Annotated in this window: 16 protein-coding genes and 7 pseudogenes; 14 read left to right on the plus strand and 9 right to left on the minus strand. The window is 58.6% G+C overall.

Going from position 1 to position 18,178, the window contains the following annotated elements; all coding sequences use genetic code 11:
• Positions 1-27: 27 nt before the first annotated feature.
• Positions 28-660 (plus strand): TetR/AcrR family transcriptional regulator, encoded by a 633-nt coding sequence (locus AC0L3L_RS30385; RefSeq protein ID WP_473640760.1) that lies wholly within the window; start codon positions 28-30, stop codon positions 658-660.
• Between the two features lie 734 nt (positions 661-1,394).
• Here AC0L3L_RS30385 and AC0L3L_RS30390 read toward each other — a convergent pair.
• The 3 genes and pseudogenes from AC0L3L_RS30390 to AC0L3L_RS30400 all read right to left on the minus strand — a co-directional run.
• Positions 1,395-1,902 (minus strand): annotated as a pseudogene (locus AC0L3L_RS30390) (alpha/beta fold hydrolase); the annotation flags it as partial.
• A gap of 340 nt (positions 1,903-2,242) precedes the next feature.
• Complete coding sequence (locus AC0L3L_RS30395; RefSeq protein WP_473640762.1) at positions 2,243-3,157, minus strand: hypothetical protein; 915 nt, start codon at positions 3,155-3,157, stop codon at positions 2,243-2,245.
• A gap of 444 nt (positions 3,158-3,601) precedes the next feature.
• Positions 3,602-3,820, minus strand: a pseudogene (locus AC0L3L_RS30400) (hypothetical protein); the annotation flags it as partial.
• Positions 3,821-4,288: 468 nt separating this feature from the next.
• Here AC0L3L_RS30400 and AC0L3L_RS30405 point away from each other — a divergent pair.
• From AC0L3L_RS30405 to AC0L3L_RS30415, 3 genes and pseudogenes are all read left to right on the plus strand, one after another.
• Entirely contained in the window at positions 4,289-4,453 is a 165-nt protein-coding gene (locus tag AC0L3L_RS30405) for a DUF3309 family protein (RefSeq protein ID WP_473640764.1), read from the plus strand.
• Positions 4,454-4,549: 96 nt separating this feature from the next.
• Positions 4,550-5,761: an NAD(P)/FAD-dependent oxidoreductase gene (locus tag AC0L3L_RS30410; protein WP_473640765.1), complete on the plus strand. Its 1,212-nt coding sequence runs from the start codon at positions 4,550-4,552 to the stop codon at positions 5,759-5,761.
• Positions 5,762-5,963: 202 nt separating this feature from the next.
• Positions 5,964-7,231 (plus strand): annotated as a pseudogene (locus AC0L3L_RS30415) (NRAMP family divalent metal transporter).
• Positions 7,232-7,525: 294 nt separating this feature from the next.
• On the opposite strand, the gene AC0L3L_RS30420 reads toward AC0L3L_RS30415, so the two are convergent.
• Positions 7,526-8,134, minus strand: coding sequence for a cysteine hydrolase family protein (locus AC0L3L_RS30420; protein ID WP_473640767.1), 609 nt, complete (start codon positions 8,132-8,134; stop codon positions 7,526-7,528).
• A 260-nt stretch (positions 8,135-8,394) separates the two neighbouring features.
• Between AC0L3L_RS30420 and AC0L3L_RS30425 the strand changes: the two are divergent.
• Positions 8,395-8,810, plus strand: a pseudogene (locus AC0L3L_RS30425) (HD domain-containing protein).
• 663 nt (positions 8,811-9,473) lie between these two features.
• On the opposite strand, the gene AC0L3L_RS30430 reads toward AC0L3L_RS30425, so the two are convergent.
• Positions 9,474-10,001: a YciE/YciF ferroxidase family protein gene (locus AC0L3L_RS30430; RefSeq protein ID WP_473640769.1), complete on the minus strand. Its 528-nt coding sequence runs from the start codon at positions 9,999-10,001 to the stop codon at positions 9,474-9,476.
• A gap of 884 nt (positions 10,002-10,885) precedes the next feature.
• Between AC0L3L_RS30430 and AC0L3L_RS30435 the strand changes: the two genes are divergently transcribed.
• A complete protein-coding gene (locus AC0L3L_RS30435; protein ID WP_473640771.1) occupies positions 10,886-11,086 on the plus strand; it encodes a CsbD family protein in 201 nt (66 codons plus the stop codon).
• A 60-nt stretch (positions 11,087-11,146) separates the two neighbouring features.
• Positions 11,147-11,365: a KTSC domain-containing protein gene (locus tag AC0L3L_RS30440; RefSeq protein WP_473640773.1), complete on the plus strand. Its 219-nt coding sequence runs from the start codon at positions 11,147-11,149 to the stop codon at positions 11,363-11,365.
• A 399-nt stretch (positions 11,366-11,764) separates the two neighbouring features.
• On the opposite strand, the gene AC0L3L_RS30445 is transcribed toward AC0L3L_RS30440, so the two are convergent.
• On the minus strand, positions 11,765-12,301 hold the full coding sequence (locus tag AC0L3L_RS30445; RefSeq protein WP_473640775.1) for a hypothetical protein: 537 nt from the start codon (positions 12,299-12,301) through the stop codon (positions 11,765-11,767).
• A gap of 143 nt (positions 12,302-12,444) precedes the next feature.
• Positions 12,445-13,719, minus strand: a complete 1,275-nt coding sequence (locus AC0L3L_RS30450; RefSeq protein ID WP_473640777.1) for a hypothetical protein — start codon at positions 13,717-13,719, stop codon at positions 12,445-12,447.
• Positions 13,720-14,111: 392 nt separating this feature from the next.
• Here AC0L3L_RS30450 and AC0L3L_RS30455 point away from each other — a divergent pair, with 392 nt between their 5' ends.
• From AC0L3L_RS30455 to AC0L3L_RS30480, 6 genes and pseudogenes are all read left to right on the plus strand, one after another.
• On the plus strand, positions 14,112-14,684 hold the full coding sequence (locus tag AC0L3L_RS30455) for a hypothetical protein (RefSeq protein WP_473640792.1): 573 nt from the start codon (positions 14,112-14,114) through the stop codon (positions 14,682-14,684).
• Complete coding sequence (locus AC0L3L_RS30460) at positions 14,576-14,923, plus strand: VOC family protein (RefSeq protein ID WP_473640794.1); 348 nt, start codon at positions 14,576-14,578, stop codon at positions 14,921-14,923. The genes AC0L3L_RS30455 and AC0L3L_RS30460 overlap by 109 nt, the downstream gene beginning before the upstream one ends.
• A 409-nt stretch (positions 14,924-15,332) precedes the next feature.
• On the plus strand, positions 15,333-15,467 hold the full coding sequence (locus tag AC0L3L_RS30465) for a hypothetical protein (RefSeq protein WP_473640779.1): 135 nt from the start codon (positions 15,333-15,335) through the stop codon (positions 15,465-15,467).
• A gap of 15 nt (positions 15,468-15,482) precedes the next feature.
• Positions 15,483-15,700, plus strand: a pseudogene (locus AC0L3L_RS30470) (hypothetical protein); the annotation flags it as partial.
• An 11-nt stretch (positions 15,701-15,711) separates the two neighbouring features.
• A pseudogene (locus tag AC0L3L_RS30475) lies at positions 15,712-15,780 on the plus strand (YHYH domain-containing protein); the annotation flags it as partial.
• Positions 15,781-15,797: 17 nt separating this feature from the next.
• Positions 15,798-16,087 (plus strand): annotated as a pseudogene (locus AC0L3L_RS30480) (hypothetical protein).
• Positions 16,088-16,238: 151 nt separating this feature from the next.
• On the opposite strand, the gene AC0L3L_RS30485 reads toward AC0L3L_RS30480, so the two are convergent.
• Both AC0L3L_RS30485 and AC0L3L_RS30490 read right to left on the minus strand, forming a co-directional pair.
• Entirely contained in the window at positions 16,239-16,562 is a 324-nt protein-coding gene (locus AC0L3L_RS30485; protein WP_473640781.1) for a hypothetical protein, read from the minus strand.
• A gap of 76 nt (positions 16,563-16,638) precedes the next feature.
• Positions 16,639-17,016, minus strand: coding sequence for a hypothetical protein (locus AC0L3L_RS30490; RefSeq protein ID WP_473640783.1), 378 nt, complete (start codon positions 17,014-17,016; stop codon positions 16,639-16,641).
• Positions 17,017-17,280: 264 nt separating this feature from the next.
• On the opposite strand from AC0L3L_RS30490, the gene AC0L3L_RS30495 reads away from it, so the two are divergent.
• Complete coding sequence (locus AC0L3L_RS30495; RefSeq protein WP_473640786.1) at positions 17,281-17,973, plus strand: gamma-glutamylcyclotransferase; 693 nt, start codon at positions 17,281-17,283, stop codon at positions 17,971-17,973.
• The last annotated feature ends 205 nt before the right edge of the window (positions 17,974-18,178 follow it).

Genomic DNA, 18,178 nt, shown 5'->3' on the forward strand with positions numbered 1-18,178 from the left:
TACCAACCGTACGGTATGAATATGCACATGTCTAGGCCAACCAAACATGCTCCCGAGCGCGGTGATGCCCGAACCCGGCTCCTGGAAGCTGCAAGGGACGTCATCCGCGCCAAAGGCTTCGCCTCGGCCAGCATTGATGATCTTTGCAGGGCGGCTGAGGTAACCAAGGGGGCATTCTTCCACAGCTTCGGTAGCAAGGAAGCCCTGGGAGTTGCAGCTGCGGAATTTTGGGCCAGGACCACCTCGGACTTTTTCGCCGCGGCTCCCTATCATCACCCTTCCGATGCCTTGGAGCGGGTGCTTGCCTATGTCGCTTTTCGCAAAACGATCATCACCGAGGATCCGGCGGAGTCCAGCTGTCTGGTCGGAACGATGGCTCAAGAGACCTACATGACCTTCCCCAGCATCCGCGATGCGTGCGGAGCCAGCATGTTCGGTCATGCGTCGACGCTAGAGGCCGACATTGAACTGGCCCGCCGTGAGCGCGGCGTTACGGATGATTGGACTGCCGAAAGTCTGGCTCGATACACGCAGACTGTTATACAAGGAGGGTTCGTCCTTGCGAAAGCAGGGAATGACGCGGAGTTGGCGCGCGAAAGTCTTGCTCATTTGGAGCGGTATATTCGGCTTCTGTTTCGTGTTGCCGAGGACAAGACATGAGCGAGACTATTAAAACGCGGCCGGTGCATGTCGCGGTCTCAAGGATTTCAGTCACCTGCAGCCCGGTGCGACCGCAACCCCGTCAACCTGTAGGTCCGAATTCCAAAGCCGCAACCAATCTGGCGCTTACAGGATAATCCGTTCGTTGAGGCAGCAATTGAGGCGCTGGGTGAAGAATGGGAGACGAAAGCCTGTTCGATCACGCACTGGAGGAGCCATTCTGCGGTCCGTGGCGCTGGCCGAAGGAACTTGCGAACACAACGCATGTCTGACTTCTTGGCCTCGCTTCCGAAAAGCCGCCGCACAAGCAGAAAACCGGCTTTCCCCATGCTTCGGCCTACGGCCTGCAGCACCGGCCCTTCGGGTGGGCGATCCCCCTTCCGGTTTTCAGCTTGTCCCCCGTTCTCCCGGTCCTCGCCAGACGGGCAGGGGCAGGACGAGGCCTGCCCTGCCTTCCACTGGAAGGGAAAAAAGGAGGCCGCTTGAAAGGGAGCTGATGCGGCAATGGTGCAATGGTTGAAGCGAGGAATGAGGGCCGGGCTGAGCCTGGCCGAATTACAGAGCGGCATATGGCGGCGCAAAAGGCCGCGGCTGATGTCGTGCGAGAGTGGGACTATCGTCGTGCTGCCGGCGACGTCAGTAGCGTCGCCTAGGGGGCGACCCCAGATTCATCACTTTCGTGTCGTGACGCCTACCAGAGAATTTGCTGGTGAACTGACCGGCCGACGCCAAACTCATGCTCGCCGGGCCGACTTGTCAGCAGACGACAGAAACCGCTCAACGGCCGCGCCTTAGTAACCGCATCAAGCTCAAACCGGCCAACAAAATGTAAGGCGGCATGGCGAGCGAATAGTGACCACAGTTTAATTCCAAAATATTTGGCCTAGCCCCGGCGTCCTTCAGCCTCTGCATGAACCTCTCCGATAGCTCTGGCAACACCACTTTGTCTCTCTTAGCCAACACAACCTGAAGATCGAGATCAGGCCGTGCCAAACTATGCGCGTAATTCTCCAAGTTAAGTGGACCCCAGGCCCTTCTGAGATCGGTCAGCTCAATCTCAGGCTCAAGGCTATCGCGTATCGATCGTGTCGCCCGGCCCGTCCAAACCATATCCGCTAGACTCCCCGCCGTCAGAAACAACGAGGCTTTTGACACAGCCAAGTCGTGTGCCGCGACTATGGCCGCAACCCAGGAACCTAAGCTCATTCCGAGAACCGAAATCTCTCGGGGGCCTCTCGTTTCCTCGGCTCGCGCGATAAGTCATTGAAACGCCGTGTGTAAGTTTCTTCCACTCACCATCGCGTTCGTGGGTGGTCCCACAGTCCTGGTTTCGTCGGTAGCCGAGGCGGCCTAAGCAGCTTGAGAGGCGATGGCCGAACAAAGAAGCGGAAGTCTACAAAAATGCTGTGCGCCTCGTGGCTGCTGGAAGGGCGGGATTTGTCGGCCAGAGGTAACGTTCGACGCGTTCAAGACAGCGGCACGCGAGCAGCAGCTCTTGCGGCCGACGAAGCAGAGCGCGGCACTCGCCGCGCGCAAAAGGCCCGCGCCTCTCGGAGACGCGGGCCGATCAGGCCGGGGCTCGTTATCGGTTCGAAAGATAGAGTGCTTCCTCATCGTCGCGCTGTCTGCCGCCAAGCGCTGCAGCGGCGCTCGCGATGAAGGCGCCGACGACCAGCGACAGTGCGCCAAGTAGTGCGAACATCGCGCTGGCTTTCCTGGCTGTGTCGGCGGCCTGTTGTGCCTTGGCCTTTGTGTCCTTTACCTTGGCGATCATCCCATCGACTCGCGCCTTCGCATCAGCTTCCGAGAGCCCGGTCCGCGCGGCCACAAGTTGCGTCAAATAGGCACTATCGTCTGCCGACACCTCGCCTGCCGCCGCACTGGCGACCAGGATGCGCGAAGCCTGCGCGGCCGCTGCGGCGTCGTTTTGCGGATTGGCAGCCGCAAGCTTGCTGGGGTCGGCCGGCCGAAAAAGCAAATCCACGAAGTAGGATGTCGTGTTGTCGACCGCTCCGCTGGCATTGGCGGAGGCGCCGGCCGAAGCACCCATCGCGGCACCCGAGGCGACGGTCGAAGCGGCTTGAACGCCCAAACCCAATGCCGCAGAGAGTGCCGAGCCCAACACACCGGCGACAAGCAGCGTGGCCAGCGCCCAAGCCAGGAAGCCGTGGGCGGTGTCGCGGAAAAAAACTTCATCTGTGTGAATACCCACCCATTTGGTGCGAAGCCGGCCGGCAAGATAGCCGCCGACTCCCGATGACAGCCACTGCACGACCACCAGCCACGCGGCGGTGGACGCCGCGAATGTAGTGACCGAGACACCCGCGCCTGACCATGGCGATACCATTGTGAGGCCGAATCCCGAGCCGAGCAGCATCAGGATGAAAGTGAGGGTCGACGCGGCGAAGGCGCCGGCGATGATCGGACCCCAACTCACAGCAGGGGCCGAGGATTCCGTCGACGCGGAAACATCGGCGGCCAAGAGGGTTGACTGCATCACAGCCTCCTACCGCGCGAAAAGCATGATGAGAATGATTATCGGAATGGGAACACCGAGCAGCCAGAGCAAGATACCGCGACCCATGGAAACCTCCCGTGCGTTATCAACGACGATCTAATAATGTCGTTGGGGGAGTTCTGTTCCGTGGACTTGCCGATCGACGATGCATGCCAGCCAGATGTAATTTCGACATGATCGTTCTGGGCCATCATCGGGGCAATCTGTTTGGGTGACTATCCGGGAACCTAGGGGCAAGTGGACGCCCCTACCCCAAGTTTCCGCTCATTCGTGGAAGGTCCTCCATCATCGCGGCAAGGCGGGAGGACAGCATCTAGGACAACGGGCAACCACCCGGAAATTTTGCTCTCCCGGCCTCCCGTCACAAGCTCTATTCTATAGTGGTCAATCAACTAACAGAGTTGTTGTCACTGGTCTGCGACTTCAATGCACTATTTTCTCTCTCAGCCAAGTAAGAAGCCTATTCCGCCAATTGTCCGACGGACTCTGGCGGCGGCCCATAGCACCTACATGGCAACTGCAGACGATGTTGTGCAATTGCCAGTCAGTCAGTTCAAAGAAGCGCTTTGCCTCCCCATAAGTATCGTCTTTAAGGCCCAGCGCGCGAAGTACCGGGTCCTCGAACGCATCGGTGATTGGCGATCACCAGGACCGCTAGTCTGGTTTCCGTCCGCAAACGCGGGTATTTTGAAGCGTTTGAAGCACTTAATCTCGTCCGGTATCGCCTTTGAGAGGCAGGAGCCAGAGCCCGGATTTGTCGACAGGCACGGTCAGGCACACGCCACCGCGGGGCGGCTTGCCGGCGGGCGGCCCGCTAGATCTTCCTCTTCGAGTACTTTTGACCACCCCTCGGTGCTTCGGGCTGCGTCAAGCATTCCTGCCAAGTCCAATGGCTCCCTCCGGTTGGACAAGAGGTGAAGACGCCCTTCGTCCGCTGGCTCCTGGCCGGCGGGCTTTTTTCCTGAGCAAGCCGGCTTTTTCGCAAGATGAATCTGCACGGCACGCGCCTTGGCGGAACAGGAAAGCCTTTTGCGAGTTCATATCCATCGACACGCGCATCGACGCGCTATTGCAACTATCGCGGCGGTGCAAACACGGAGAGCGGAGACCATGGGCCTTGGAACCATTCTCATCGTCATTCTCATCCTTGCCTTGCTTGGCGGTTTCAGCGGCCTAGGTGGTGGGCCGTTCTATGGCACCGGCTATTATGGCGGCGGCGGCCTCGGCCTTGTGCTGCTCATCGTTATTATTCTTGTCCTTCTCGGGCGAATCTAGCGCCTCCCGCACGAATAAGCGGCCCGCCTCTCTCTGAGCGGCGGGCTTATTCGTCGAGGTGAGAAACCGCACCGATGGCGGTTTTCGGAGTTTTCAATGCCTCGCAAACTCGACCTTCGCGACGGACGGCCTGTGTGGTTTTCCTATCCTTCGCCTTCTGTGCCGGTCGGAAAGCTGACGCGCGATGTAAAGACGGACGTGCTGATCGTCGGCATGGGCATCAGCGGCGCTATGGTAGCCGAGGCTCTGACGCGTAATGGCCATTCGGTGATCTGCATCGACCGACGAGGTCCCCTGAGGGGCTCGACCGCGGCGACTACCGCGTTGGTCCTGTTCGAGATCGATCAGCCGTTGACGTTACTTTCGGCCATGATCGGACGGGCTGCGGCCGAGCAGGCTTGGCGGCGCGCGCGCCTCGCCGTCCTCAACCTTTGCGGACGGATTGCCGAACTGGATATCCACTGTAACCAAGCCAGCGCTCAGTCGCTCTATCTGGCCGGCAACGCGCTCGGGCCTTCGGAACTGCACGATGAGGTCGAAGCTCGCAGGCGGGCCGGCATCAGTGCAACGTACCTGTCACGGCGGCAGCTGATTGAAAAGTTCAGCATCGAGCGTGCCGCTGCAATCCTAAGCCACGACAACATCGCGCTCGACCCGCGCAGGCTCACCGCCGGACTGCTGCTGAAGGCGTTGGCGCGTAAGGCGCGCTGTTACGCGCCAGTCGAGGCAACGGCGATCGAGGACAACAACGAAGCGATCGTTGCCAGTACGAGTCGCGGACCGACCATCGCGGCAAGGCATCTGGTGCTGGCAACTGGATACGAGCTGGCCGACATCGTGCCGGCAGCGGCCCACCGGATCGCCTCGACTTGGGCGATCGCCACAAGCCGGCAGCCGCACAAACTCTGGCCGGGCGCCGCTCTCATCTGGGAAGCATCGGAGCCCTATCTCTACATACGGACAACAGTGGACGGCCGCGTCATCTGCGGCGGCGAGGATGAGGATTTTACCGACGAGATACGTCGCGATGCGCTGACTGCTGACAAGTCGGCGCGGATTTCCGAAAAACTGGGCCGCTTGTTCCCCAAACTCGATACCCTGCCCGAATTTGCTTGGGCCGGCTCCTTCGGCACTACGACCACCGGTCTGCCCTATATAGGAGCGCTACCCCGGCATCCGCGCATTCATGCCGTGATGGGCTATGGCGGTAATGGCATAACATTCTCGCAGATCGCGTCGGAGATTGTCTCTGCCTCGATTGCTGGCCGCGACGATACTGATGCCAGGCTGTTTGCATTCAAGCGTTGAGCTGTTTTTCGTCGGCTGCCGTCCGGCCAGCGCCGCCCTGGCAACAGTTGAGCTGGGAAAGGCGCTGCGGATTTTTGCCTGCCGGTTGGAACATTCGGTTTCGCTGAATGTTCGAACTGGGCAGTCGACCGGATGGCGTGTCTCAGGCGCGCCTTTTGAGTCCGCAGGGAGGAAAGCCTTGAACGCAGACGTTTCCGGTCAGATGCGGGATCCACCGAAATCGCGGCTGCTGAGCGTGCTTGGGCCGGGCCAGATAACCGGGGCTTCCGATGATGACCCTAGCGGTATCGCGACCTATTCGCAGGCAGGCGCGCAGGCCGGCTACGGTCTGGCCTGGACCATGCTGTTCAGCTACCCGCTGATGTCGGTCGTTCAGGAAATCAGCGCGCGCATCGGCCGGACCACCGGGCGCGGTATCGCGGGCAACATGAGAGCCTATTATCCGAACTGGCTGTTACAAACGGTCGTTTTGCTGCTTCTGATCGCCAACACGATCAACATCGGCGCCGACCTCGGCGCTATGGCTGATGCGCTGAGGCTTATCGTTGGCGGCCCCCAATTGTTCTACATCGCGCTGTTTGGCGGGATATCGGTCGCTCTTCAAGTTTTCGTCAAATACATCCGGTATGTGTCCGTCCTGAAATGGCTGACGGTTTCATTGTTTGCCTACTTCGGCACAGTCCTCTTTGTGCAAGTGTCATGGGACGATGTCGCCCAGCGATTGTTCATTCCGAGATTTTCCGCAGATGCGCAATTCTGGACCACGGTCGTGGCCATCTTCGGTACGACGATCAGCCCGTATCTGTTCTTCTGGGCAGGCCTCGCAGGAGGTAGAGGATGAGAAAGCCAGTACACGACGCAAGCCCCTGAAAAAGGCCCCACAGCAGTCCCCTCGCGCCATAAATCGCATTCGTCTAGATACTTATCTCGGGATGGCGTTCTCAAATCTGGTAGCGCTTGCCATCATGATAACCGCCGGCGCTACGCTGCACGCCAAAGGGCATCACCGAAATTGATTCATCAAGCCAGGCAGCTGAAGCGCTCAAGCCCGTCGCCGGCCAGTTCGCCTTTGCGATTTTTGCCCTCGGCGTCATTGGAACAGGGCTCCTAGCGAGCCCGGTTCTCGCCGGCTCTGCTGGCTATGCTCTCGGCGAAGCGCGCAAATGGCCGATCGGACTGGCGCGCAAGCCGCTCGAAGCAAAAGCCTTCTATGCGACGATTGCTCTGGCAACCCTCATTCGTGGGTGTCTCAACTTCACGCCAATCAATCCTATAAGAGCCCTTTACTGGAGCGCTGCGATGAATGGCGTGGTCGCGGTGCCAGTGATGACCGTGATGATGCTGATGACGGCGCGACGCGATGTGATGGGCCGTGCCGTTATACCTGTGGGTATGCGTTGGGTGGGCTGGGCGGCGACATGCATCATGGCGCTTGCAGCGGCGGTTATGATTTTTCATCTTTTCCGCTAGTTCCCAGTGCCAAAAAGGGCGTCCCTGTCGCGATAAGCGAGAGGTAATGTCCGACGAATGAAAATTCCTTCAGCACGACTTTTCAAACCGACTGTGAAGGCAACCAACCGCAGTTGGATGCATTGGCCTGCACAAACCATGCAGGAGTTTCCGATGCCGCTTACCGCCTTCACTCTCAACTGCAGCCTCAAGACGTCGAACGACAGAGAGAATCGTCAACCGAATTAACCGAGGTTCGTTCTCGACCATACCGGCACTCGAACTCAGCTTTCAATTGCCAGCCGACGACCATTCCTACGTCCAACATGAAAGGATCGTCTCCATTTCGACGGTTTCGACCTGTTGGGCGAATCGTTGATGATAAACCGTTAGCAGGGCGTCGTGGGTTGTGTCCGAAGAACTGCACAATGCATCGGTGACAAGAACGACGCGATAGCCGTGATCGATAGCGCCCAGCACCGTGGCTAACACGCACACATCCGTCTCGCCGCCGGTAACAATCAGCGTATCGACATAGCGCTTTGATAGAAGGGCCTGAAGGCGGCCCTCAAACCAAGGCGAATAGATGTGCTTGTCGATGACAGCCGCTGGAGGACAATATCGTGCCAGAGAGGGCAAGAGTTCTATCATCGTGGGGTCGAGATTTTCAATCGTCATTGCCGCCCAACGCTCATAATAGCGCTTCCACGTACCTACGCCGTGCCCTGTTTTTTGTGCCGGTAAAAAGCGAGTAAAGACCGTCTGCTCGGACCGTCTTTTGACAAGGCCCTCGATCAAAGGAGCGACGCGGATGATCCACGGGGTCGCCCAAGGCGATGGCTCCGCGAACAAGCGTTGCATATCGACGCATAAATGCACACACCGGTCACCCAAGGGGCCATATGCCAAGCCCGGCGTCGACATCAGTACATCTGAAATTGGCGGGACACTTCAGCAACAGCTGTTCTTTCCAGCAAATCTTCAGCCAAGCGTTGAAAAGGCTCGACCCGGCGGACAGTGTTATGCCCCACCGAAACCAGCACCGTCGCTAAGACTCTCTGGCGATACACGATTTCAACTCGATCGAATGTCTTGCTTGCAAACGCTAAGCGCCAAATGTCGTTCCCGTGGAACTCGCGTAGTCCTCGCGCGTTCGGGGTACGGACAAGGCCTTGGATGAAGCAATGAGTATGCCTTATCGTGCGGCCAAAATCGTCGAACGGGCGCATCGCGGGTAGACAGACAAGACGGGGCGACCCTATATTGAGCATTGCCGCCGAGTGGTTGATGCCGTCGAAACGCTTGACCAGAAAACTGTTGCCTATCTTCACGACGTTCTTGAAAAAAGCGACGGCTGGACCCGCGATCGGCTCGAGGCGGCCGGCTTTGGGACGTCGATCGTGTCGGCAGTCGATACGATGACGCGCAGGCCGAACGAGGATGGCCTTGCTTTCGTGCGCAGAGCCGCGTCCCCCCATTGGCGCTGCCAGTGAAGCGCACAGATCTCACCGACAATGTCTGGCAGGCACAGCAGATCGGCGCCTCAACTTCAAGATACGAAGAAGGCTTGCGCGTCCTCGACGAAGAGTTCACAGCCTGAAAGATATTCATCAACTTCCTGCGCTCGGTCAGGAGATTCCAAGCTCCTACACGCTTATGAACGGAACGCGCCAAAAAGGAGCCCCATCGCCTTGCAGTAATGGATTACATGCTGAATCCATCACCCACTCTCCCAAAATCACTCGCCATAGAAACGATGCCTCCTGCACCACAGTCGGCCCCCTATAACGTCCACAAATGGGTCGGCACCGGCCGATTCGATCCAGAGTGCGGCGCGGCGATCAGGATGAGATTCAGCGTCAATCAAGATGAGACTCGGCGGAGGTGGTGTGACACAGTGAGGGCGTAGCCCGAACAGAGTTCCACCATCCTCGCGGCGTCACTGCCGACGTCTGTTGAGCGCGGTTGGCTGAAGTACCTTGGCGATTTTCTGAAGAATGGAGAATCACTTTTGTGCCAGGCCGTCATGAACCAAGCTGTTGCGATGGCGTCGAGCAGATCGAATAGCCGATCTCAGAAGACATTCGTCCTCCCTTTGCGAATCAACGACAAACGCGCTTGCGAGGAACCGAGGAACATCTACTGCAGGCCAATGCAGTAGGGTCTCGAATCATGGTCGACGCCGCCCGAAGCGGTGATACTTGACTGAGAGAGCGGAACCCGAGCGATCATATCCCAGGCTCCGTGGATCGGCAGTAAAGGACTACGCGGCTTCTTGAAGGGCACGTTGATTGACGCCGCCCTCGCCGAGGCCGGACAGCGCTTCGTCTGTAGCGAACTCCTCCTTGAGCGTCGCGTTGAGAAGGGCGACAACGTCGCTCTTTCCCATCTGTTCCGCCCAGGCGATCAGAGTGCCATACCGGGCGATCTCGTAGTGCTCGACGGCTTGCGCCGCCGCTACCAGTCCGGCATCAAGCGCCGGAGCACCCTGATATTCCTCAAGGATTTCGGAGCCTTCCTCGAGGATGCCGTCGATCGCCGGGCAAGTCTTGCCGCGCGCTTGTTTGCCGAACGCTTCGAACACCTCCTCGAGGCGATCGACCTGGCCTTCGGTTTCCATCCGGTGTTTCTCGAAAGCGGCCTTCACTTCTTCCGACTCCGCGCCCTTCGCCATTTTCGGCAGGGCTTTCAGTATCTTCTTTTCGGCATAATAGATGTCTTTGAGTCCATCGAGAAACAGGTCCTCAAGACCTTTGGTTGTCGCCTTTGCGGCTTTTTTCGTAGTTGCCATGGTGGTCTCCCGCAGGGGTTGGAAGCAGCCTCTGCAAATATCGAGGCGTTCGATAACCCACCGGTCGCAAACAAGTTCCTTCACGATTCATGGGCCGCTAGAGATTCTTCTCACGCCCATGGAGTGCCCAAAAAGGGTCCTGTCGCATCCAGATACGACGGCTCGTCCCTCCCATGCACCGGTTCGTCGGCTCGGAATGGGGACGGCCCGACATGGCCTTATCGGGGTGACCACGGGAACGCGTATACTCCCGCAAAAGGCACGCAACATTGCCGATCAATTCGTGTGCAAGAGGTGGGTGTACCCACGCCTTCCAAGGTGAGGCTTCTTGGACGCGTCTTCGAACAAGCAAAGAGCGAAGGAGAACCTGAAGCTCATCGAGAAGCGTTGCCTCTCATATCATTGCCGAATACATGTCCGAATCAGCGACGAAGCGCAGCTCGTCGCATTGTCGCGGCAGCCGCTTGGTCGGTGAAGCACTTTCGCGATTGTCCGAAACGTTAGCTCACGCTAAAAATGCATGGGTTGGCAGCACTATCTCCCGGATAGAGCTGCAGGATCGGGGCCCGTATACCCGATCGGCCCGCGTCCTCCGCCGGAGGCGCGGGCTTTTGCGCGCGCTGGAGCAACTGACCCGGCGGCGGGCCTCGATGTCCCCTCAACGGTGCCGATCGGGAATAGCCGGTCGACCATGGCTCCAGTGAAAGACGCATTTTAGTCGCGGCCGTTTTTTTGTGCCGGCAATGGAACCTTCAGCGGTCGCTAATCTTCATTCCGAGAACAGATATCGCACCAGAAGATCCGGGGGTCTTCGAGGCGGGAAGGTGGAAGAATGCGCTTCGGGAAGTGCCCGGCAAAGCACTGGGATAACAAAGGAGGAAGTCATGAATTGGGATCAAATCAAGGGAAAATGGACGCAGTTCAAAGGCAAGGCCAAGGAGGAATGGGGTGACCTCACCGACGATGACCTTGATCGCATCGAGGGTAATAGAGATCAACTCATAGGACGCATTCAGGAGCGATATGGGATCGCCAAAGAAGAGGCAGAACGGCAGATAGATGACTGGTCCACAAGGATGAGCTGAATGCTCCGACGCGACGTTGCGTCCGCCCGATTAGGAGGGAATTCGTAAAGAGGTTTCGCAATGCCGTCTACCTCGATACGCAAAACAGAATACGATCCGGAGCGCCGCATCCTTTCGGTTTCGTTCGTGGTCAGTGGGAAACGATATGAGTTTGAGGACGTGCCGGCGGAGACGTTTGCCGCGTTCAAAGCCGCCTTCGCCAAAGGGCGCTATTTCAACGACCACATCCGCAATCACTTCTGGTACCGTCGGGTTGTGGCCGGCAACGATCCGGGATGACGGCATAGCTGTTGAAACATTCCAACAGCCGGTTGGTAGGCGCGACACAGCCGGCAGCCTAAGATTTTCACGATCCGCGCACCGGCCAAAGCCCGTCCAACCCCGCGTTCGGTGAAAGCTTGATACCCCGTCGCTCTCCTATGCGGCGGGGTTTTTTGTTTCTGTATGGAACACTGGCACGGGCAGTACGTTCGCCTCCTGCAGCATTCGTTCCTGTGAACCAATGCTGCGAGATCGGTGTCCCCTCCAATCAGCCCGCGTCCTTCCCCTCCGTGGGGCGCGGGCTTCTTCGTTCATGGAACCGAAACGATCAAGGCTCTTCGGACGTCCAGCCCCTGCGTGTTGGCACCGAGCAAGGCGTGTACAGCCTCGATAGCATCGGGCATCGGCGCTCTGAATTCACGATGACGCAACCACCGCCATGTCTTCGCGTTTAGCCACCTTCAATCCTGGTGAGCGACAAAAATGACGGCGTTTGTCCCGATTACAATCTACCTGAATCGCAGGCCGATGGTGGTCGCGTCGATAGCCGACGCTGCGAAAGCGCTTCAGCAACCATGGCCAGCCATGGACAAGCCGTCCCGACTTGAGGCAATCCGAATGATCGAGGAGTGCCTGGCCGGACATTGCAGTCACCAAGCTGCGTTCGCTGCCTTCGAGGCGGCCGCAACTGAACAGGGACTTCACAAGCAGAAGCCTCCAAGCGTGGGCCTCAAGAAATTCGACGGGGTTGCTGAAGATCTGATGTGAGGTGATGCCGCCCTCGCATGCGTTCGGCTCCAGGAAATGCGTGCATCCGGCGCAGCGGCGACCCTTATTTGGAGAGTCCTGATAAAGCGCCACAGGCTTTGGTGTCGTTCCGGCGCCGCGCGCCGTAGGCTGGCGCGTCATGCAGGACGCAAGCCCACCTGCCCCGGCAATCGCCGCGCCGGTCATCGAGACTTCAGAAATTTCCGGCGGGACAGCGTTTGGCTTGGCTCACCTTGTGCCGACCCGCAATTTGGCGCAATTCGATCTTCTTTCATGACCTTTCCTCCCTATCCAAATTCAACGAAGCGCTGGCGCCGTCGAATGCCGGATCAGATCGATTTGAGGTACTCGATCAGGTCGTTCTTTTCCTGATCGGTCAGAACAAGGCTCAGATGACCGTCATAATGCTCGACGACGTCGTTGAGCGTGGCGAACCGCCCGTCATGGTAGAAACCGCCCTTGTGGATTTTTTCCATGTCCCAGAGCGCGCGCAACGATGCCGTCCGGTAGCGCTCGTCCGGAGATCGCATCGCCTGGAAATCATCGATCCCGATCTCGTCGGCGGTATGCAGGTTCCAGCCCGGTTCCGTGAAGAGCGGCGGCACGTGGCAAGTGCCGCATTTGGCCTTGTCGTTGAAGAGAGCCTCTCCCTTCTCCGCGGCGGCGTTGTCGAAGGCGCCCTCCGGCGGTTTCGGTGTCGGTAGCGAAAGCTGATAGAAATGAAGCGCCGGCAGCTTAGAGGTGATCCGGTCTTGCTTGTCCTGTTTGTGGCCCTGCTTCGTTCGTGCTGCGACCGGATACTTCTCGGCGTCATCAAGACGCGGATCGTAAAACACGCCTTTCCCATGCATCTCGAGATTGCCGACATAAGCGTTCCAGTAGCTCACCGTGCCCCAGGCTCCCGTCCAGGTGTGATTGTTCACGCCGGCCAATCCAAATGCGGGCGGATTGAGGGTGGCGGCGGTCTTGCCGTCCGGCCGGAATGCCTTGCCGTCGAGGTTCAGTTCAGCATCGAATTTCCCGGGCCCCCATGCCTCAACCGCCTTCTTCACCTCCGCTTCGGATATCTGCAGCATCTCGGTGAACGCCGTGAGATCAGGCGCGAGGGCGACGATCGCCCCTATGTTGAGGTCGCGGTTGGGCCAGCCGTCCAGCCTTTGCCCGATCCCGGGTGCGTAGGCATCGTCGACGGTTGAATGGCACACCGCGCATTGGATGCCCACCGAAGTCAGCGTCGTTCCGTCCTCAGCGAAGAACCCGGTCACGCCGACGACGGCATTGGCTTTCAGCAGCACAAGCGTGCTCGCGGGATCCGCGAGATCGACCTCGCCCCTGTTGAGCGCATCGGCCACATCCTTGGGAATGGCGTTCACATCGACCTTTAGGCCGAGTTCGAGGGCTTTCTCCGGGCTCAGGCCGGGTCCTGTGCCGCCCAGCCTCTCACCTGCGATTGCCTCGTGGAGTTTCAGTTTGCCGCCCCAGAAATCCTCGCTGCCGAAGGTGTCAAAGCGGAATGTCTCGCGGCCTTCCTCGAGATATCGCTCAGCCTGCTCGGCGGCAGCGTTGTCGAAATCCTTCCCGCTTATTTTTCCTTTCGCGCTCATTTGAGCCGCGGCGGGGATCAAGCTTGATGATAGGAAAACAGCGAAAAATATACTGTGGAGACGCTTTTGCATGTCACGTTCCTCCCGAAGAAGATTGCCACTCGGCGGACATCTCGGGTTCGCGGGTTCTGGCCGCGCGAAACGGAATGCAGCCGAATGAATATAAACGTTGCAGGCGATCAAAAAATTCCGTCACCCCGGACCGCTGGGCGTCTCCAGTAACGGTTGGGATGAATCCAGATCATCCGATACCGCGCCTCAGCGTGCGCGGTCTTGTCCCGCAGAACGCGACGTCGACCCTGGCGACGAACCAGGAGCATATGAGAGCCAACTACCTGATGCAGGTTCTTGGGCTCGCCGAGCACGTTGACGGGATCTTCTACCCCGCAGAGATGGGCTGCCGAAAACCCGAAGGGCATTTCTTCCAGAAGATCGGCCTGCGCATGGGCCGCGTTCCGAACGAAATCTTGCTCGTTGATGACACTCTTGCGCACGTCGCCGCGGCAGAAAATGCGGGCTGGAAAGCTGCTCACTGGACGGGCGAGTCGTCTCTCCCGGCTATTCTGGCCGGCTTCTCCGAGCATTCTGCGCCATCATCCCCGGCTGTTCCAGTTGGGGCCGTAAGCAGATCGGAAGCTTTCGAGCATCCAGTTGGCAAAAGCAGCCATTCAGCTAACGAACCAATCTCGGTCGTATCGGGTGTCATAAACGTCCAAAAACCCGCAATCCGACTATTTCGGCTGGCACGCAGACAGCCCGCTTCTGCACTCAGCGCCACCGACAGGAAACCTTTTGCACGAGTTGACCGTTGTGGCCACAAGACAGAGGAGAAGGTTGAATGGCATCCGTCCGATACATCGTTGCGGACGTTAACGAGGCGGTCGCGTTCTATCGAGACAATCTCGGTTTCAAGATCGACAAGCACAATCCGGGCAAGTTCGCCGCGCTGCTGCGCGACGACTTGACGCTGTATCTCAGCGCCCCCGGTGCGGGAAGCGGTGGTCAGGCGGGCGGCGATCCGAAGCCGGGCGGGTGGAACCGATTTATGATCGTTACGAACGAGATCGATGTCCTCATTGAGCGGTTGCGCCGGGCTGATGCAAGATTCCGCGGCGAAATCAGCGACGGCGGTGCCGGACGCGCCATCTTGCTCGAAGACCCGTCGGGCAACGTCATCGAGCTATTCGAGTTCAAGAAGGACTGAGAGCCTGACGTAAAGCTGATGGCGGCGGCTGTTGGTTTTGATACGTCTGCTTTGGTCATGTGTCGCGTTCCGCCACCGACGGCAGATTTTTGGCCCGTCTTTGACCAGATCCGGACATTTGGTTTGGTGCGATTAGATGCGCGGCGCCGTCTGACACAGCGTCACTGCCAACACAATGGCCCCCTATGCTCTCGCCGTGATAGGAATCGGCGAGGTAACCGGCATGACCAACACCGAAAAGCACGCCTGATTTGAATGTGTGCATCCAATGAAGCCCTAGGAAATACAAGCTGGCACAATCAGTAACTCCCTAGCTCCTGCACGGGTTGTACCGCATTCGTTGAGCACCGGAACCTTTAGCCGGCCAAAATCGAACTCATAACCCGTGCCCCAGACCACGGAGGTAATATTGGCTGCCTTCAAGTCCACCGTCGAAACTGGAATCGGCGCTGCATCCGGTGCCGAGTTCGTGTTTTCCTTTCCGGGCACATCGACGTTCGCGGTACATGTAATCGTCAGCGGTTCGCTCGAAATCTACATATGATTTGTCTGCTTCGGCAAGAAAGACCCGTTGCTCTTGAATGTGGCAAAGCACTATCTCGGCGGTGAAGCAAAATTGATCACCACCCGGACGTGGTGGAGTTTCCCAACAAAATCTGCATCAGAAGCCGATCTAAGCCGAGCATCGTTCAAGTTCCATTCGATCTCGATGATTAGCGAATGCTGAAGTTCTTCTTCTATCTGTCCGATGTCGATGCGGATGCTGGTCCGCATGTTGCGCCTACGCACACAGCGGCGGGACCGACAGCAATGGTTGCCACAACAACCACAAGACAGGCGATTATCACTGCCATTGAAGGTGACCGACCTCTGAATGACCCGCCTGTCTGTCGCGGAAGAGCTTGAAAGCGCCGCCGACCGCATCGCCGATATGTCGCGCGCGGATCTCCGGGTCGTCCTGCGTCGCGCTGCATTGTGCTTAGAAACGTCTCCGACGTGCCGCTGGAGCCAGCCACCGCAGACACGCTCGATTTCATCGCTGCCGAGATGGGAATCGGCCGATCCGACCTCATCCAGATCGTGTTGCCCGAATGGCTGGAAACCAACGCCTATCTGCCGGTCCGGGCGATAGACGAGGAAAGCGAGACGGACGGCAGCGCGTAGGGCTTCAGTCTACCGCTCTCGCGTAATTAGCGGATTCGCCAAGCTCGATACTATTCACCGCGGCGAACCCCATCCGCCCGGCCGGCGCCAATACAGGCAATCTATCCCAACTCCCCTAAGCGGCGCCGGCCTTCCCCTTGGTGTTGCCCAATCAGCAATCTTCGGTGGTCTTCTTCATTTGGCCGGGGGCGGCGGTCTTGGCGTCCGTGTCCTGCTGACCAGGTGCGGCCTCCTGCGCGCTGCCGGTCTGCTGGCCAGGTGCGCAATCCTTGGCCGAGTTCGGGTTCGTGCCGCTGGTGGTGGTGGTGTCAGTTCCCTGATCGGTTGTAGTGGTTGTGTTGGCTCCCTGATCGGTGCTGGGCGTGGTCGTAGTCGTGGTCGTGGAGGTTCCGCCCGAAGTTCCGCTCGTCGTCTGGGCAAAGGAAAGCCCGGCGGAAAGCGCCAACACGGCCGAGGCCAAAAAGATTCGTTTCATATTCTTTCTCCTGTCTTAAGCGCACGACGCGCTCAGAAACCAACACGCGCACAGAAGGAATGTTCCGTGATGGTGCTCATCCCCGGAATCTTTCCGTGTGCCAGTGGATCTTGCCGTCCGGTCCCTTCATCGGCTTGTGGATCATCAATCGCTTGGGCAGGTGCTCGGGATGCACTTCAAGCAGGGTGATCGTGATCTGCGGTTTGCAGCGGCTGCAGTCGAATTTGAGCTTTAAGGGATCTACCCCGCCGCCGTAGACCATCACGAGGTCAGCGGAACGGCAGTAGCGCACGTTCCCGCAACTGCATTCTGCCTTGACCAGCATGTTGTGCCGGGTCGCCTTGCCCAGCGTGTCAATCGGATCGTGCGCCATGAGAACGAATAAGGAACATTTTCCTTGATCGTCAAGACCGGCTGTGGAATCTTCCACCAAACTGAATTGAGAATATTCCAATGAGCGACGAGCTGATCCGGCTTCCCGGTGCAATGGAGCCCGTCACGCGCCCAGGCATTCAGCATCATCGGTGCGAGCATATCCCGGCTGCGGCAGGAATGCAGGATGGGGCTTCGCCAAGCCGAAGCAGGCGTCGCATTGGTTTTGTTTCGCGCATCGCGATGATGGTGAGGCGTTCTTATAGCTAGTGGTGCGAATCTGACACTTGATGCCTTGGTCCGACTGCTGCGAGTGTAGCGAGCGATGGCCCCGAAACCAAGTCGAATGCGGCTAACGCCCGAGCTGGTCGCCAGAGTCCTCAGTGCGGACGATTCTCTGCCACAGCCCTTCACCTCGCCGTCCGATGCCGACCATGATGACACCGTCCGGGCGATACTAGCCGCCGCACCGTCAGCTGATGAGGTCTGGCTCTTTGCCTATGGATCTCTGATGTGGAACCCGGCCTGTGATTTCGTGGAGCAGCGGGTAGGCTTCGCGCCCGGGTGGCACCGCTCCTTCTGCCTCGGTTGGGACCGGTGGTTTCGAGGATCAGACAGCAAACCCGGTCTCATGTTGTCGCTCGACCGTGGCGGGCAGTGCAAAGGCGCGGTCTATCGCCTTCCGCCGGATGCTATCGAGGCCAATCTCGGCAGGCTCTTTCGTCGTGAGATGCGCGCCAAGCCGTCCGCTCATTCGCCGCGCTGGGTGAATGTTCGCAGCGAGAACGGACCGCTCCAAGCGATCACCTTTGTGATTAACCGGAACAGCGGACGCTATGTCCGCGGGCTGTCGCTGGAACAGATCGCCGACGCGCTCGCGGTCGCGTGCGGTCCGTGGGGTTCCATGGCCGATTATCTCCACAGCACTGTAAGTCACCTTGAAGGTATGGGGATTCACGACAGCCAAATGTGGCGTTTGCAGGAGCTGGTAGCCGAACGCATCGAAGCGTCGACGGCCGAAGATCTTCCCGCGAAATGAGCCAACGGGACTCAACCCTCAGACCATGACCACTAGTGGATGCTATGGGGCGAGCGGCGAGGGTGTGGCATCCTTCGGCGCTGTCAAAACCACCATCAGAAGGAGGCGCCCCATGTCGCAATCTTTTGACACGAGCCGGTCCCTTACCGCTCTCGAACAGGATAACACGATCGTCGCCGTCATCGAATTGAGCAAGGCGAAATGG

It is taken from the genome of Mesorhizobium sp. WSM4849 (assembly GCF_055811385.1).